Here is a 17,402-nt window from a genome sequence, read left to right as displayed (position 1 = left end):
CCACTCACCACTCACCACTCACCACTCACCACTCACCACTCACCACTCACCACTCACCACTCACCACTCACCACTCACCACTCACCACTCACCACTCACCACTCTTCCTATCAAAAATATTACTGTGTCATTATTACACATTGGTATTGACACATCAATATTTAATTATAAATTTGGCGGGAGCCAATCGATTGTAATAAATTGGTACAATAGCTCCTGTAAACCGACATCTAAACTCCAATTAACGCAAACCCATATTAAGCCAATATGAAAAAAATCGCCCTTTTTGTCTTTGTAGCACTTAGCTGCATTTACTTTTCATGTAATAAAACCAGGCCCGGCAAACCCCGTGTACTGGTATTTTCAAAAACCATGGGCTTCCACCATGCATCAATAGATGCAGGTATAGCAGCCATCCAAAAACTGGGTAAAGAAAACGGCTTTGATGTGGATACTACCAAAAACGCAGCAATGTTTAATGAGGATACTCTTAAAAAATATGCGACTGTGATTTTTTTAAGTACCACCGGCGATGTGCTGGATTACCGCCAGGAAGCCGCCTTTGAACGCTATATACAAGCTGGCGGCGGCTATGTAGGTATACATGCGGCAGCCGATACCGAATACGACTGGGGATGGTATGGCCGCCTCATGGGCGATTGGTTTTATGACCACCCGGGCATTCATGATAAAAATCCGAATGTACAGCCGGGCACCTATAATGTAGTTGATGCCACCAATGATGCTACCAAACACCTGCCTAAAGTATGGAAACGTACCGATGAGTTTTACAGCTTTAAAAAGGCGCTTGCCCCCGATGTTCATGTGTTAATCACACTTGATGAAAGCACCTACAAGGGAGGCAAACGGATGGGCTTACACCCGGCCACCTGGTACCATGATTTTGATGGAGGCCGCGCCTTTTATACAGCAATGGGGCATACCGAAGAAACTTACAAAGACGACAACTACTTAAAAATGCTGCTTGCCGGCATTAAATACGCCGTCGGCGAAAACAAAGAGTTGAACTATTCAAACGCCAAATCGCAGTTGCCGCCAGATGAAGACAGGTTTGCCAAAACCCAGCTTTCAACAGGCCAGTTCTTTGAGCCCACAGRGATGACCGTTTTGCCCAATTTAGATATCCTGGTGATACAACGCCGCGGCGAAATCATGCGGTACAATCACGAAACTCAAAAAGTTAAACAGGTGGGCTTTTTTGATGTGTACTACAAAACCCTGCATACACCCGGTGTAAACGCCGAAGAAGGTATGCTTGGCCTGACTAAAGACCCTGATTTTGCCAACAACAACTGGATTTATATTTATTATAGCCCTGCGGATAGTTCTGTTAACCGCCTGTCGAGGTTTACATTTAAAAACGATACGCTGGATAAAAAGACTGAAAAGGTAATTCTCGAAGTAAAAGCACAGCGCGAAATTTGCTGCCATACAGGCGGCTCCATCGCTTTCGGACCCGGCCCGGATAAGATCCTGTTCTTCTCGGCCGGCGATAACTCTACTCCTTTTGATGAAAAAGGACAAAAATATGTAACCAGCGGTTATGCTCCCCTGGATGACAGACCAGGCCACCTGCAGTTTGATGCCCGCCGGTCGGCAGGTAATACAAACGATCTGCGGGGCAAAATCCTGCGTATAAAATTAAAGGATGATGGCACTTATGATATTCCCGAAGGAAACCTGTTCCCCAAAGGTACGCCCAAAACCCGTCCCGAGATTTATGTAATGGGTGATAGAAACCCTTACCGTATTTCAGTCGATCAAAAAAACGGCAACTTATATTGGGGCGAGGTTGGCCCGGATGCCCACAATGATAGCCTTGACACCCGCGGGCCAATGGGTTATGATGAAGTAAACCAGGCACGCAAAGCCGGCAACTTTGGCTGGCCATATTTTGTTGGCGATAACAAACCTTACCGTCTTTATGACTATGGTACAGGAACTATTGGTCAGACGTTTGACCCCAAACACCCGGTAAATAATTCGCGCAATAACACCGGCTTAACAAATTTACCACCTGCGCAACCGGCATTTATATGGTATCCATACGGGGCATCTGCCGAATTTCCGCAGGTTGGTTCTGGTGGTCGTAATGCAATGGCCGGCCCGGTTTATTATGCCGATATGTTCCCTGCCGAAACACGCTTGCCCGATTATTACAATGGTAAGTTTTTAGCATATGACTGGATGCGCGGCTGGATTAAAGCAGTTACCATGACACCCGAGGGGGACTTTGATAAGATGGAACCATTCTTCCCCGGTTTGAAGGTAAACTCCATGATTGATATGGAAATTGGACCAGATGGCCGCCTATATGGTTTAGAGTATGGAAGTGGTTGGTTCACCCATAATCCGGATGCCGGTTTAATAAGGATTGACTATATCAAAGGCAACAGGCCCCCGGCTATATCCTATTTAAAAGCGAATAAAACATCGGGGCTTTTACCGTTTGCTGTTAAGCTCAGCACGAAGGCTAAAGATCCCGAAGGAGATAAAGTTACCTACACCTGGACTTTGGGCGATGGAACTACAAAAGAAACAGAAGTACCGGAACTTGATTATGCCTACACCAAACCCGGCGATTATAAAATTACCGTGGACGCAAAGGATAGCGAAGGCGCAAGCAGCAAGAGCTCGCCTGTGAGCGTTTATGCAGGTAACGAGCAGCCGCAGGTAACTGTAAAATTAACTGGGGGCAACAAATCTTTTTATCTGCCCGGCTCGCCTTTAAGCTATGCGGTTACTGTAACCGATGGCGCCGACACTAAAAAAATTGATCCAAAACGTATAATTGTTAATGTTGATTATATCGATGGCTATAAAAAACCGGTAGAGGCATCAAAGCTTGAACAGGCATCGCCCGAAAACAGCGGCAAAGCATTAATGCTTACCATGGATTGCAAAAGCTGCCATAAAGAGGTTGGTAAATCAATTGGCCCTTCGTTTATAGATGTGAGCACCAAATACCAAAAAGATCCTGATGCCATGGCTAAACTTAGTCAAAAGGTAATAAAAGGAGGCGCAGGAGTTTGGGGCGAAACGGCAATGTCGGCGCATCCAAGTATTAAAAAGGGCGACCTGGACCAGATCATTAGCTGGGTGCTTGGGTTGGGTAAGGATAACCAAAAGAAATCCCTGCCGCCATCAGGCACCATTTCGCCCGATCCTGGTAAACAGCCTGCTGCCACGCTGGTACTCACAGCTAAATATACCGATGATGGCACCGAAGCCATTAAAGCATTAACCGGTATCGGCATAGCTACATTAAACAGCAGCAACTATCTGTTTAACGGTACCGAAAAAGTTAACGGATTTACCTCGTTTAAGTACAACGGTATGAGCCTGCTAATCTTCCCGCCAAATGAAGGTTGGTTTGAGGTAGAGAACATCGATCTGACGGGAGTAAAATCGGTTAACATGACCGCCTTCTGGCAAACACCGCCACCAATGGGTTTCAATGCTGAACTAAGGATTGATGCCCCAAATGGCAAGCTGGTAGGTAAAGGTAGCATGCCAACCCCAACCAAAACCCAAAAAGCGGGTATTGCCCATATAACCATTAACCCGGTAACCGATGGTAAAATGCATCAGTTGTATTTTATTTTCAAACCAATAAAACCGGGGGCCATGGTTGGTGGAGTTACCGGATTGATATTTAGTGCTAAGTAAAAGAATCTCACTCAGCCCTCTCCTTTTGGGGAGGGCTTTTTAAAAACAAGAAATCCGTCCATTTTTCAGGATAGTTTTTGTTTCTCAAACCCTGTACCAATCACACACTTTTGGTACACCGTTCATATACCCTTTGGCATACCTTACAGACACCTTCCAGGTACTTTTCAATATCTCTTCGAACGCCGAAAAAAACACCATTAACCTATAAATCATTAAGTTAAACACAGATTGATTACTTTGCCCGACCTTTTTAACTTAAAAAAACCAAGGCATTTATCGGGTTTGATAATTGCCTTGGTTCTTATTATACAGATTTACAAAAAATGCGAAAAATATCCAACTAAATCCGGCGGGATCGTTCACATTTATAAAAGTTGATTGTGTCTCCACAACCAACTTTTCAATCAGCTTTAAAATATTTTAAAGCCCACACTTAAAGCCCAAAGATTTTGGCGCTGGCCGTAGTTTGAATTTACTTTAGATAAACCGCCTTCGTAACGTAGATCGGCAGTTATAGCGCCGATATCAACACCCGCGCCGGCCTGGAAACCTAAAGTACTTTTGTTATAACTTCCAAAATCATTGTAAGCACCATTTACGTTATCGCTAAAACTTTGATTTTTATCAAGCGCGTAACTATAAACCGGCCCGGCCATTATTCTAAAATTCAAATCTTTAGCTCCAAATGATTTTCCTAAAAGCAATGGAACGTTTAAGGTTGTAAACCTTACTTTACCTTGGGTTGTAACAGTAGCATTATTGGTTTGAAAATCAAACTTCCCTCCTTTGCTGGCTAAATAAAGTTCGGGCTGTAAATAAAGACCGCTGCCAATCCGGCCAAACAACCCCGCCTGGTAACCGGTTACCGATGATTCACCAACTGCAGAAGTGTTAATTTTTGAAAAATTGACACCACCTTTAACACCTAAAGAAAACTGTGCTTGCGCACTGATGCTTACCGCTATCAGCAATGCTGCACTTAATAGATACTTTTTCATAGAATTTAATTTTTAGCGGGGCGAAGCTATGCTTTTTTGTGTTATTTGCATAAAACCCCATTGTTAACATAGATAGTTAGTTATAAAACCGGCTGTATAGATAGCCTGTAATCGCCTATCAATTGACACGCCAAATTCTTAAACGTTGCCTTAAGCGTATTTTTTATAACTGCATCGAAATATTTTTTTCACAGCATTAGCGTGCCGCCAATAGTTTTGTAAGTATTTCTACACAACATTCCAGCTCGGCCGGTGTTGAGGATGCAAAGCCCAACCGGGTAAAATTAGGTGCGGCCGGGCTATTGTCTCCCTGGAAGTAGAGGCCTTTTTTTAAAGCGCTTTGAGCCAAACGGGGCAAATCTATCTGCTCATCAAAATGTGTCCATACAGCCAGGCCGCCATCCGGTACTTTAAACTGCACATAGTTTTTGAGGTAATCGTTCATCAGGCCACAAAAAACATCCCGCCTCTGTTGGTACATCCGCAATGATTTACGCAGATGGCGTTGAATAATGCCATTTTGCAATAGCTCGGCCATTGCATTTTCAAGCAGCGTGTCGCCCTGCCGGTCAATGGTTCTGCGCAGTTGCGCCAGTTGTTCAATAACATTCTCGGGGCCAACCAAATACCCAACCCTTATGGCCGGCGATATCGTTTTTGAAAACGATCCGCAATACAAAACCATACCAGCATAATCGGCACTGGCAAGCGGCATCAGGGGCTTGTTTTGATAATGAAAATCATAATCGTAATCATCCTCAAAAACAATGAAGCCATATTTTTGAGCCAATGCAAGTAAATGTACACGGCGGTCGGCCCTTAACGCTACTGTGGTAGGATAATGATGATGCGATGTAACATACACCAGCCGTACCGGCTGCTTAAGGCAAAGCGTTTCAAGCCTGTTAATATCCATCCCGTATTCGTCAACCGGAATTTTTAACAGGTTTGCCCCTGCCTGCAAAAAGTTAGTTTCGGCCCCGGCCCAGCCAGGCTTCGCTGCTACAACGGTATCACCAGGTTCCAGCAAACCTGCACAGGCTAAATGCAGGCCCATTACGGTTCCGCGTACAATAAGAATATTGGCAGGCATAGCCTTTAATCCCCGGGTAATATTTAAATAAGCCGCCAGCTCATGGCGCAGCCATGCCGAACCTTTAGGATCTGCATAGCCCAGGCGGCTATAAGGGTTCCCGGTTAAAAGCTGGGTGCGGTAAGCCCGGGAGATATCAAGCACAGGCGCTATCCGCACATCCGGAAAACCGTCATCAAGGTGCAGGCCGATATTCAGATCCGCCATTTTCCGTTGAAGATGAGGCGCCGGTTTAATCCCGAACCCGGCTACCTTGGCCACATCAGGGGTATTATTTAATAACGACTGCGGCTTTGATACTGGCAAATGCGCCGCTACAAATGTGCCGCTGCCTGTCCGGCTTTCCAGCCAGCCCTGCGCCAGCAATTCGTCATATGCCCTAATAACCGTTTTACGGTGAACATTTAATACAAGGGCCAGTTGCCGGGTGCTGGGCAGCTTATGCCCCGCACTTAAAGTACCAGCCCTTATTAACCCCATTAATTGGTTGACCAATTGCATGTAAACGGGTAATACCGCTTCCTTATCTATAATTAAGCCTGATGAAAATACCTGCATAAAATTGGACTACCTGTTTTATTTTAATTGGGCGACAATGGTGATCCAATAAACGCATAATTTTATAAAAAAACAACATTATGACAACTCCGGCAGCACACCTTATTCCCAGCAGGGCAGCTAAAAGGGCAAATTATGAGCCCGAAACCATCAACAGCATTCTTGATGAAGCACTGTATTGTACCATCAGCTATTCATCAGAAAATAAACCCTATTCTATCCCTACCGCCTTTGTAAGGTACACAGATCGTATTTATGTACATGGTTCTGTAGGCAGCCACCTGATGCGGGAACTTGAAAAAGGCATCCCGGTTTGTATAACTGTAACACTGATGGATGCGCTTGTGGTAGCAAAATCAGCTTTTCACCACTCTGTGAACTATCGGTCGGTAGTGATATTTGCACAGGCCGAAAAGATTGAAAACCCCGCCGATAAAATAGAAGCTTTTAAATGGCTCACAGACAAAATTGTGCCCGGCAGCTGGGATTACCTGCGCCCGATAACCGACCGGGAAGTGCTTAAAACAACCGTGCTGGCCTTTAAAATTGATGAAGCATCGGCCAAGGTACGTACCGGGATGCCTGTTGATGACGATGATGACCTGGAGCTGCCTATTTGGTCGGGCCTTATTCCCCTGCAAACCAAACGACTGCCCCCCTTACCCGACAAATTAAGCGAAGAAATGCCATTACCAGCTCATCTTATGCATATTTAGTTTTAAAAATAAGGCATAACCTGATTTTTAGATTCTGCTGCCATGTATTTTTTATATTTTTGCTTAAAATAATTTAACGATGGCCGAGATCAGTATTACCAATAAAGATTGGGAACGTGTAAAAATTAAAGTTCAACGTAAATATAACAGCCTTACCGACGAGCAATTAAAATATACCGAAGGACAGGAAGAAGCCCTGATAACCAAGCTAATGGACCTTGTAAACCGTAACAGGGAATACGTAGTATTCACCTTAAAAAAGGCATTGGTAAATATTGATAATAACAGGCTGTAAATAAGGCCGGATTTGTAAAAATCGATAAGCTTTTCGTATTTTTATATGTTTTAATGTTGTACAGGGTATGGTGATCTTAAGAAAATACAAAAAGATAGGCTTATTTGCCGGTATTATAACACTGGCAGTAGGTGTTGCGGCTTTTGATGACGACCTGTTCCAGATTTCAAAAAATCTTGATGTTTTTGCATCGGTATATAAAGAGGTGAACATTAATTATGTTGATGATATCAACTCGGCCAAGCTGGTTAAAACCGGTGTTGATGCCATGTTGGATGGCCTTGACCCCTATACCGAATTTGTACCCGAATCGGAAATTGAAGATTATAAGCTCCATTACGTAAGCACCCAATATGGTGGCATAGGCGCCAGTATCTTTGCCCGCAATGGCAAAGTGTATGTATCTGATGTATTTGAAGGCTTCCCAGCCCAAAAGGGAGACGTGCGGCCCGGCGACCAGGTAGTAAAAATAAATGATATTGACCTTAGCAGTAAAAATAATGACCAGGTAAGCCTGTTGCTTAAGGGCTCAAAGGGTGCTGCTATAAAATTGCTGATCAAACGCGACAATGTAGCCCAGCCGTTTGAAAAAAACCTGGTGCGCGATGAGATAAAACAACCAAATGTTTCTTACTACGGCATGGTTGCGGGCAATATGGGTTATATCAAACTCGATAAATTCCTGGAAAACTCTGCCGGCGAAGTTACAAACGCCCTGGTGTCCCTAAAAAAAAGCAATCCCACTGGTATCATATTAGATCTTCGCTCCAATGGCGGGGGCATACTGCAGGAAGCGGTAAAGATAGTTAACCTTTTTGTGCAAAAGGATGTTGAGATAGTTTCGCAAAAAGGGAAAATAAAAGATAAAAACTTCACCTACAGCACTGTTAGCACCCCACTTGAACCTAATTTGCCATTGGTAGTATTGGTTAACAGTCACTCGGCATCGGCATCAGAAATTGTTGCAGGCTCGTTACAGGATCTTGACCGGGCCATTATTATAGGCCAGCGCAGCTATGGCAAAGGCCTGGTTCAGCAAACATTTAACCTGCCCTATAATAGTTTGGTGAAAATAACCATCGCTAAATATTATGTACCATCGGGCCGCTGCATCCAGGCACTGGATTACACCCACCGTAAGGATGATGGCAGCGTAGTTAAAGTGGCCGATTCCCTGATCCATGAGTTTAAAACCAAAAATGGCCGCTCGGTTTATGATGGCAGCGGTATTTACCCGGATATTTTTATTAAACAGGAAAAATTTGCCAATATAACCCAGGCTTTAGTAGGCAAACTTTTGATATTTGATTATGCCACCTTGTACCGCGACAAACACGCTAAAATTGCTGATATCAAATCGTTCGGCCTATCAGATAATGATTATAATGATTTTGTAAAATACCTTGCTGATAAGAATTATAACTATATAACCTCATCAGAAAAATTATTAAACAATCTTAAAACCGAAGCCGCCAGGGAAAAGCAGTTTAATGACATTCAAAATGAATATGATGTTTTGAAAACTAAACTTATCGCCAGCAAAAAGAACGACCTGCAACAGCATAAAGATGAAATAAAACAGGTGCTTGAAAATGAGATAGCATCAAGGTATTACTATGAAAAAGGCCGTTACGAAGCCAACTTTAAATATGATAAAGAACTTGCCCAGGCTGTAAAAACCATGCAGGATAAAACCCAGCTGGCATCTATACTGAAAGGCGAAGGAAATTACAAAGTTATCGGTAAACCAATGCTTGCCATGACCGCCAAAAAAGTGGCAGAAAAGGATAGCGACGACGAATAATTTAATCCACTGTTAAGTCAATAGTACTACGTCGTAAGTTATAAGCCGGATTTGATCTTTTTTTGACTTCGAACCTAAGATTTTTGATTAAGGGCTAACGTCAATTCACGGTTGACACGACACTGCCCAACTCTTAACAAACTATAACCAACTGGTTACCAGTTATTATATACATCAGGCTAAACTTTTTCTATTTGTTATTGTCATATCTGCAAACAAACTATAACACTATGAAAAAGATCATTTTAACAGCCGCTATTTTTTTAGGTTGTTTATCAATAAAGCCTGCCGCCGCGCAAATAAGTTTGAGCATCAATATTGGCAATCAGCCCGAGTGGGGACCTGTGGGCTATGACCATGCAGATTATTACTACATGCCCGATATTGATTCATACTACGATGTAAATGCACATCAGTATGTTTATTTCAATAACAATGTATGGGTGCATTCAATCGCGTTACCACCACGTTACAGCAATTATGATATTTATCACGGTTATAAAGTTGTGGTAAATGAACGTACCCCATGGGTTCGTAATACTGTATACCGTACCAGGTATGCAAAGTATAAAGGTCGCCGCGATCAGGTTGTTATACGCGACAGCAAAGAAGCAAAATACAGTAAGCATTGGAACGGTAATGGCAAAGGTAACCGCGTAGATGAACGCAAAGAACGCAAAAATGATCGCAAAGAACGTAAAGATGACCGCAAGGCCGATAAAGGCCATGGCCATAAAGATTAATGTTTGATTGTTAGTTTTTGTATACAACAGGCTTCTTGTAACAAGGAGCCTGTTTTTTTATATTCGCCCCTTGTTTGGCCGCCGGTGAAGATTTAATTTTTAAACTATTTGGATCAAACATTGTCATACATCACAAACAATGTAATCCGCCGGGCTTTTAAGCTCACCAATGATTACACAATATTTAATTAAAACTATCAAATGAAAAAGATCATTTTTTCGGCAGCAATACTGCTAAGCTGCTTCGCAATTAAAACAGTCAATGCCCAGGTAAGCGTTAGTTTAGGGGTTAACATTGGCAGTCAGCCAGCCTGGGGCCCGGTTGGGTACGAACACGCAAGCTATTATTACATACCCGATATAGATACCTATTACGATGTGCCCACTCATCAGTATGTGTATTTTAATAACAATGTATGGGTACACCGTACTTACCTGCCGGTACGTTACCGTAACTACGACCTGTATCACGGCTACAAAGTTGTAATAAACGATAGAAACCCATGGTTAAGGCATAACGTTTACAGGACAGAGTATGCCAGCTACAGGGGCCGTCATGACCAGGTTATTATCCGTAACAGCCGCGATGCAAGGTATGCCAATTATTGGAGAGGCAACCATAACCGTAGGGTAGTTTATAATCGCGGTGGTGGCAATGGTCATTTTGATAATGGCAACCATGGCGGTCGCGGTCCGCAATTTCACGGAAATGGTGGCGGTCATGGTGGTCGCGATCACGGGAATCGTGGCGGTGGCCATGGCGATCACGGAAATCGTGGTGGTGGTAATCATGGCGGCCATGGTGGCGGCCACGGTCATCATTAATCAGTAAATTAAAAAATAAAACAGGCCTCCCTTAAAATAAAAGGGGGCCTGTTTTGTTTAAACCGGTTTTTAGTAATTAGCCGTGCATGGCTATTACAAACAGGCTGGTTTTTATTTATGTTTGTATTATAAGGTCAACCGTAAATGTATACACTATCCGAAGAGAATTATTTAAAGGCTATTTACAGGATCGCGCAGCAAAAGGATGTTAAAATAACCCCAACCGCAATTGCCGAAACTCTGGGTAACAACCCTGCATCGGTAGTTGACATGATCCGCAAGCTTACCGAAAAGCAACTTATAGCATATGATAAAAAGCAGGGCGTAAAGCTTACCTCGCAGGGATTAAAAGATGCCGTGTTAATAGTTCGCAGGCACCGTTTGTGGGAAGTTTTCCTGTTAGAGAAATTGGGTTACCACTGGGATGAGATACATGATATTGCCGAGGAGCTGGAGCACGTAAGCAATGCCACACTTGCCGATAGGCTGGATAAATTCCTGGGCTTCCCCGATTACGACCCTCACGGCGACCCTATACCGAAAGCCAATGGCAAAGTACCCAAATCATTTTCAATTACACTAACCGATCTTAAAGCCGGTACAGCATGCCGTGTAGCAGCCGTTCGCGATACCAGCAATGCATTTTTACAATACCTCCTGAAACTGGATATAGGTATAGGTACCCACATACAACTGATAGAAAAGATCCCCTTTGATAACTCGCTTGTAATTAGCATCAATAGCGGCGAACACACAACGGTATCCCAAAAGTTTGGCGAGAATATTTTAATAGATTAACACCGGTGCCAATTCTAAAATTTAAATTACCAGGATTTTTCTATTTGCCTCCTGTTTCTTTTGTCCCCGGTCTTTAATCCTTTATCCYTTTTGCCTTTGTAATGTTAAATAATGTGAAAACCACCAATTTGCATTATTTGCAACCCCGTTTTCATCTTATTTTCATGCAAGGCCGCTACTTTAGTTTTTAATAGCGTGGCGATATGGTGTTTTTACTAAAAACTCCGCCATCTCTGTAACAAGGATTTAGAGGGTGTTTGATTTTTGACATAAAGAATTTATTTATGCTGGCTGTAAAAACTTTAAGTAACAATTTAACCATCTACAGGCGTGATGTTTACGCAATGGGTGATAAGTTTGAGATTAGTGTAGTTGGAACCGATCACTTACTGGCCAACAAACAAATAGATATTGCCATTGGTGAAATTAACCGGGTCGAAAAACTACTCTCGGCTTTTGGTGACGATAGTAATATTAAACAAATTAACCGTAATGCAGGGATTGGGCCGGTAAAAGCTAATGGCGAGATATTCAGGCTAATCAACAGGGCTTTGCAAATATCCGATCTTACCCATGGCGCTTTTGATATTACCTATTTTACAGGCAACCGCATAGCAGGTAACGAAAACGCACTTGTTGAAAATGCACCTGTTAAAACTGCCCCCTATTCGGTAATGCAAACCAACTACCAAAGCGTTATACTTGATGCAGCTAAACAAACCATCTTTTTAAAGGAAAAAGGCATGCGCATTGGCTTTGGAGCCAATAGCAAGGGTTACGCTGCCGACAGGGCAAAATATATTTTACAAATGAACGGTGTAAACAGCGGTGTTATTAATTCAGGCGGCGATTTGTTAACCTGGGGAACACAGCCAAATTCTAAACCATGGACTGTTGCAACTGCCGACCCTGAGCAAAGGAAACAACCTTTTGCCCATCTCGACATTAGCAATATGGCCTTCGCGACATCGATAAGTGCCGAAAAATATGGCAGCGTAAGCAAGAAAAAGTTCCAAAGTGTTGCGAACACCGGCAAAGGATTCCCGGTAAGCGAAATTAAAAGTGTTAGCATCATTAGCCCAACCGCAGAACTTTCTGACGCTATGGCATCACCGGTAATTAATATCGGCGTTAATGCGGGCATGTATTTAATAAACCAGCTGAATCAAATAGCCTGTATCATTATTGATGACCAAAACCGCGTTTACACATCAAAAGGTGTAAACATTTGATACGAATTTAAATTACAATCTATCATAATTATTCCGGCAAGGTGTGCATTTACAAAATTATTAAGGCAACAATTGACCTTTAAATAATTTTGTAAAGCAATTGTTATCAACAGTACCCTTCCCCTTTGGGTTTTACTGTTTATATTGACCGATATTTGAATACAATTTTAAGTTTTTCTTCCTCCCAATGATAAAGTGGTTTGCGTATATTGTACTGTTATTGATATTTGCACCATGTTTATCATCTGCCGGTAATACCAACAACCCGTTAAATTCTGTTTATAATATTAACATGATCACGGTATCGCGTAATAGCTTGCCAGCAGACACGTTATTACCCAAAAGTAAAAAACAGCAGGAACAGGATGAAAAAAATAAAATTAAAGAGGTAGCCAAGGCAAAAAGGCAGGCAAAGCCGGAAAAGGTTGACGAAAATGGCACAACGGTGCCGGCTAAACCCAAACCCAAAAGACAGCGCCGGCCCGAAGGGTTGGAGCGCCCGCCCGAAATACCACGAAGAAATGGCAATTAAACAGGTTAACAAACAATTTACCAATTTTTGATGAAGTACTTTTGCTTACTTTTTTTAATTACCGGTTGTAATGCCTTATATGCTACCGGTATTAAAGCAACTGTTATTACAGGTAGCTGCCCCCATGTTGTTGCTGATACTGATACTATTATCAGAAAGCAATCTGTTTCTGTAGGGGTAAACTATGGCAGCGATGCGCTTTTTTTCGGGCGTACAAGTCCTGTTAAATATCCGTTTGTTACCGGCGATATCATATATAATAGTAAACCCGGGCTTTTTGTATATGGCTCGGTGCTTAAAGTTTTGGGATATAAACCTATAGACGAGGTTGATGTTGGCGGTGGATATTTCTATAAGTTCTCCAAACAGTTCTCGGGGGCGGTAAGCTATACCCGGTTTATTTTTAATAAAAATGCCAATGTGATAAAATCGGCGTCCTCTAACGATATCAACCTTAAAAACTCCTACGACTGGAAATTTCTGAAAACCAGCGTGATCACAGATTACCTTTTTGGTAAATCGAATGATTTCTTTGTTACTGTAACCAACTCCAAATATTTTGAAACCAGCTGGGGCATTTTTGACGACAAGGACTATCTTTCATTTAATCCATCCTTTAATTTTATAGCGGGCACACAAAATTTTGTGCAACGCTACTCTCTTGACCATCGCTTTCAGAATGAGATAGACAATATTTACGTGCATAACGACCCAAATTCTGCCCGTTATAACAGGCGGTTTAAAATGCTTAACTATAGCTTTAAACTACCTGTTGCCTATAACAGGCCGCATTATACATTTGAAGCATCCTGGCGATATTCTATGCCCGTTAACGTAGAAGGTGCGCTTGAAAACCGCAGAGAATCGTTCTTTAACTTCACCTTTTACTACCTTTTTTATTAAACCAACCGTATGAATGTTTTAATAATTGAAGACGAAAAGGCCCTTGCACAGGAACTTGAAATTTTTCTGACTAATTATAACTACATCTGCGAGGTTTGTTTCGACGGAACTTCGGCATCAGAAAAGATAGCTACCAATTTGTACGATTTTATTTTAATAGACCTCGGATTGCCAGACTATGACGGACTTGATCTGCTGAAAGAAGCTAAAAAGCTCGATTCGGATGCCGCCTGTATAATACTCACTGCACGTGCCGAAATTAATGACCGCATTAAGGGCCTCGATCTTGGTGCTGATGATTACCTGCCCAAACCATTTTCATTACTGGAGCTTCAAAGCCGGATGCAGGCTATTATCCGCCGCAAATTTGGGGTTAAAAACAATATAATTGAACTCGATGGCTTCCTCATCGATCTTACAAACCGTACCATATCACACGGTAGCAGCGTGGTAAACACCATCACCAAAAAAGAATTTGATCTTATTGCCTATTTAATTCTACATAAAAACCGCACCCTCACCCGCATGCAGCTAAGCGAACATATTTGGGGCAGTGTGGTTAATAATGATTACGACTCTAACTATATTGATGCGCATATTAAAAATATAAGGAAAAAATTAAACGCCTTTGCATCGCCCGATTGGCTTGAAACAGTAAGAGGGTTGGGCTACAAAATAAAAATCAACGCTTAAGTATTGAAACTCAGAACAAAACTTACGCTTTTTAACGCCATATCAAAACTGGTGATAGTGATACTGTTTGTATTGCTTGTGCCGGTATTGATTAAAAATATCAGCAGTAATTATGTAGATAGCAAGCTGCTAAAGCAAAAAAACAAATTACTGCAAATAGTAAAAAGCCGGGGCATTGAAACCTATATTGTAAACGGCGAAGGCTACGGGAGCTACCTCCCCCTCAAAGACGAATACATAAGCCTTGATGAAGTTGAACCCGATTACTATTTAGATACCATTCAAAGGGGTAAGCGACTCTTCAGTGAGGGCGATACCCTTGAATACCGGATACTGAGCCATACTTTTAAAGTAAAAAATAAAAATTACCTGCTGGAGATAGGCAAAAGTGTAGATACACTTGACGAAACCAGTACCCCGCTACAAAGTATAGCATTCCAGGTATTGCTGGGGATGATCCTGCTTACCATCCTGGCCGACCAGGTTTACTCCACCTACGTGCTTAAACCACTCCGAACCATTATAAAAACAAAACTGATAGGCCAAAAATTTCCCAATTTTCAGTCGTACCGGAAGGTACGCACCACCACATCTGATTTTGAGCACCTTGATCTGAGCATCCATAAAATGATCGAGACCATTGCCGATAAATTTCACAGGGAGCGCGAGTTTATCTCTAATGCATCGCATGAACTAATGACCCCTATTTCTATTCTCCAATCAAAAATTGAGAATATGTTTGAAGAGGAGGATATCAGCGATGAGGTTAAGGTACGTCTGTTAGAGATGCAAAAGATCCTGAACCGCTTAAAAAGCATTACCAAAACACTGCTCCTGATATCGCAAATAGAAAATGAACAATTTTTAAAGGAAGATAAAGTAGCTGTAAATGAACTGCTGCAGGATGTGTATGACGAGATCTCTATCCGCTTGCAGGATAAAAATATCAGCTATGATATTGCTGTGCCCTATAACTGGTACATGGTTAATATCAATAAATTCTTGCTTTTCAATTTATTTTATAATCTTATCAATAACGCAATTAAATATAACCGGGAAGGCGGCAGCATCAGGATAGCAGCTGTGGCTGTAAACGATAAATTTGTGATCACCATTACCGATACAGGTATCGGTATTGCAGCAGAAGCGCTCCCTTCTATATTTAACCGTTTTAAAAAACTCCGGCAATCTCTGCAGCAGGATAGTTTTGGCCTGGGCCTGCCTATTGTAAAATCAATAGCCGGCTTTCATGATATCGAAATTGATGTGGTATCAGAAAAAGGGATAGGCAGTACTTTTAAACTCATTCTTCCGGCTACATTAATAGTGGTTAATTAATTTAGCCAGGCACATCTCATTTGTATCAATAATTTTACTTTTATGTACTAAAAATTGGCCATTCCTTTTGGTTCAGACTAAATGTCCATTACAAACCTGACATTAACTTTCCTAATTGTTAAAAAAACAAAACTATTTGGCGTATTTACCTCCATTTATATGGGATTTACCTTTTGGCATCCGCTTTGCAAATAGCAATTTATATATACAAATATTATTATGAAATCTTTAAGAATTAAGATTGCTACTTTCAGCTTAGCATTAGCAACAGCAGGCATTTTAGGTGCAGGTTGTAACTCATTAACCAAAACACAAAAAGGTGCTGCTATTGGTGCAGGTGCAGGTGGTACAGTAGGTGCTTTTATAGGTAAAGCGGCCGGTAACACCGCATTGGGCGCAATTATAGGTGGCGCTGTTGGTGGCACCGCAGGTGCTTTTATTGGCCGTAATATGGATAGGCAGGCTGCCGAAATAAAACAAACAGTTCCAGGTGCAACTGTAATCCGCGAAGGCGAGGGGATCCTGGTAAAATTTGATTCGGGGATCTTATTTGATACCGATAAATCGGCTCTTAAACCAGAGGCTCAGAGCAATTTACAAAAACTGGCTGTATCGCTTCAAAACAACCCCGAAACCAATATTTTAATTGTTGGCCATACCGATAACACCGGTTCAGATTCGCATAACATGGACTTATCTGTACGAAGGGCTGAATCGGTAAAATCATTTATTGCAGCCACTAACGTTCCTTCATCACGTTTACAAACATCGGGTAAAGGCGAAATTGAGCCAATTGCCGATAACACAACAGTTGATGGCCGCTCAAAAAACCGTAGGGTGGAGATTGTGATTGTTGCCAACTCAACCATGAAAAGCCAGGCTAAACAAGCCGGTCAATAATATACAGTTAAGTTAATATAAAAGATCAAGTTAATTATAAAACCTGGCCGCGAGGGCCGGGTTTTTCTGTTTTTACCGATATTACAATGGCACAAAAAACTATTTGTAATCAACAAGTTAATCTTCTATTTTTGTTATATGTTAAAAATATCCGGATATGAAAACGCTTAAAATATTCATCATCCTGTTTTCCCTTTCTGCTACCGTTGCCAAAGCCCAGTTTACCCGGGCCGAACTACAGGTTAGCGGTCTTACCTGCGCCCTTTGCGCCAGATCAACAG

At 42.0% G+C, this 17,402-nt stretch carries 15 protein-coding genes; 13 read left to right on the top strand and 2 right to left on the bottom strand.

From position 1 onward, the window contains the following. The first annotated feature begins 267 nt into the window (after positions 1-267). Positions 268-3,690 (top strand): ThuA domain-containing protein, encoded by a 3,423-nt coding sequence (locus tag AC1DPZ_RS09370; RefSeq protein WP_477402713.1) that lies wholly within the window; start codon positions 268-270, stop codon positions 3,688-3,690. Between the two features lie 413 nt (positions 3,691-4,103). Here the strand turns inward: AC1DPZ_RS09370 and AC1DPZ_RS09365 are convergent, their stop codons facing one another. Then, positions 4,104-4,691 carry a porin family protein gene (locus tag AC1DPZ_RS09365; RefSeq protein ID WP_477402712.1) on the bottom strand — a complete coding sequence of 196 codons (588 nt, stop codon included), beginning with the start codon at positions 4,689-4,691 and terminating at the stop codon, positions 4,104-4,106. Between the two features lie 196 nt (positions 4,692-4,887). Further along, a complete protein-coding gene (locus tag AC1DPZ_RS09360) occupies positions 4,888-6,342 on the bottom strand; it encodes an aminotransferase-like domain-containing protein (protein ID WP_477402711.1) in 1,455 nt (484 codons plus the stop codon). An 80-nt stretch (positions 6,343-6,422) separates the two neighbouring features. On the opposite strand from AC1DPZ_RS09360, the gene AC1DPZ_RS09355 reads away from it, so the two are divergent. From AC1DPZ_RS09355 to AC1DPZ_RS09300, 12 genes are all read left to right on the top strand, one after another. Next, complete coding sequence (locus AC1DPZ_RS09355; RefSeq protein WP_477402710.1) at positions 6,423-7,058, top strand: pyridoxamine 5'-phosphate oxidase family protein; 636 nt, start codon at positions 6,423-6,425, stop codon at positions 7,056-7,058. A gap of 79 nt (positions 7,059-7,137) precedes the next feature. Beyond that, complete coding sequence (locus AC1DPZ_RS09350) at positions 7,138-7,353, top strand: hypothetical protein (RefSeq protein WP_477402709.1); 216 nt, start codon at positions 7,138-7,140, stop codon at positions 7,351-7,353. A 67-nt stretch (positions 7,354-7,420) separates the two neighbouring features. Continuing rightward, positions 7,421-9,157 (top strand): S41 family peptidase, encoded by a 1,737-nt coding sequence (locus AC1DPZ_RS09345; protein ID WP_477402708.1) that lies wholly within the window; start codon positions 7,421-7,423, stop codon positions 9,155-9,157. Between the two features lie 230 nt (positions 9,158-9,387). After that, on the top strand, positions 9,388-9,900 hold the full coding sequence (locus AC1DPZ_RS09340; RefSeq protein ID WP_477402707.1) for a hypothetical protein: 513 nt from the start codon (positions 9,388-9,390) through the stop codon (positions 9,898-9,900). Positions 9,901-10,101: 201 nt separating this feature from the next. Beyond that, positions 10,102-10,725 (top strand): hypothetical protein, encoded by a 624-nt coding sequence (locus tag AC1DPZ_RS09335; RefSeq protein ID WP_477402706.1) that lies wholly within the window; start codon positions 10,102-10,104, stop codon positions 10,723-10,725. Between the two features lie 144 nt (positions 10,726-10,869). Further along, complete coding sequence (locus AC1DPZ_RS09330; RefSeq protein WP_477402705.1) at positions 10,870-11,523, top strand: metal-dependent transcriptional regulator; 654 nt, start codon at positions 10,870-10,872, stop codon at positions 11,521-11,523. A gap of 284 nt (positions 11,524-11,807) precedes the next feature. Continuing rightward, positions 11,808-12,755 carry an FAD:protein FMN transferase gene (locus AC1DPZ_RS09325; protein WP_477402704.1) on the top strand — a complete coding sequence of 316 codons (948 nt, stop codon included), beginning with the start codon at positions 11,808-11,810 and terminating at the stop codon, positions 12,753-12,755. Between the two features lie 187 nt (positions 12,756-12,942). Then, entirely contained in the window at positions 12,943-13,287 is a 345-nt protein-coding gene (locus tag AC1DPZ_RS09320) for a hypothetical protein (RefSeq protein ID WP_477402703.1), read from the top strand. 30 nt (positions 13,288-13,317) lie between these two features. Then, positions 13,318-14,190 carry a hypothetical protein gene (locus tag AC1DPZ_RS09315; RefSeq protein WP_477402702.1) on the top strand — a complete coding sequence of 291 codons (873 nt, stop codon included), beginning with the start codon at positions 13,318-13,320 and terminating at the stop codon, positions 14,188-14,190. A gap of 9 nt (positions 14,191-14,199) precedes the next feature. Continuing rightward, positions 14,200-14,883 (top strand): response regulator transcription factor, encoded by a 684-nt coding sequence (locus AC1DPZ_RS09310; RefSeq protein WP_477402701.1) that lies wholly within the window; start codon positions 14,200-14,202, stop codon positions 14,881-14,883. Between the two features lie 3 nt (positions 14,884-14,886). Continuing rightward, positions 14,887-16,221: a sensor histidine kinase gene (locus AC1DPZ_RS09305; protein ID WP_477402700.1), complete on the top strand. Its 1,335-nt coding sequence runs from the start codon at positions 14,887-14,889 to the stop codon at positions 16,219-16,221. A 219-nt stretch (positions 16,222-16,440) separates the two neighbouring features. Continuing rightward, positions 16,441-17,121, top strand: a complete 681-nt coding sequence (locus AC1DPZ_RS09300) for a YiaD family glycine zipper/OmpA-like lipoprotein (RefSeq protein ID WP_477402699.1) — start codon at positions 16,441-16,443, stop codon at positions 17,119-17,121. Positions 17,122-17,402: the final 281 nt, after the last annotated feature.

This window comes from Mucilaginibacter sp. P4_G9 (genome assembly GCF_056400985.1).
This window is presented reverse-complemented; position numbering and strand designations above follow the sequence as displayed.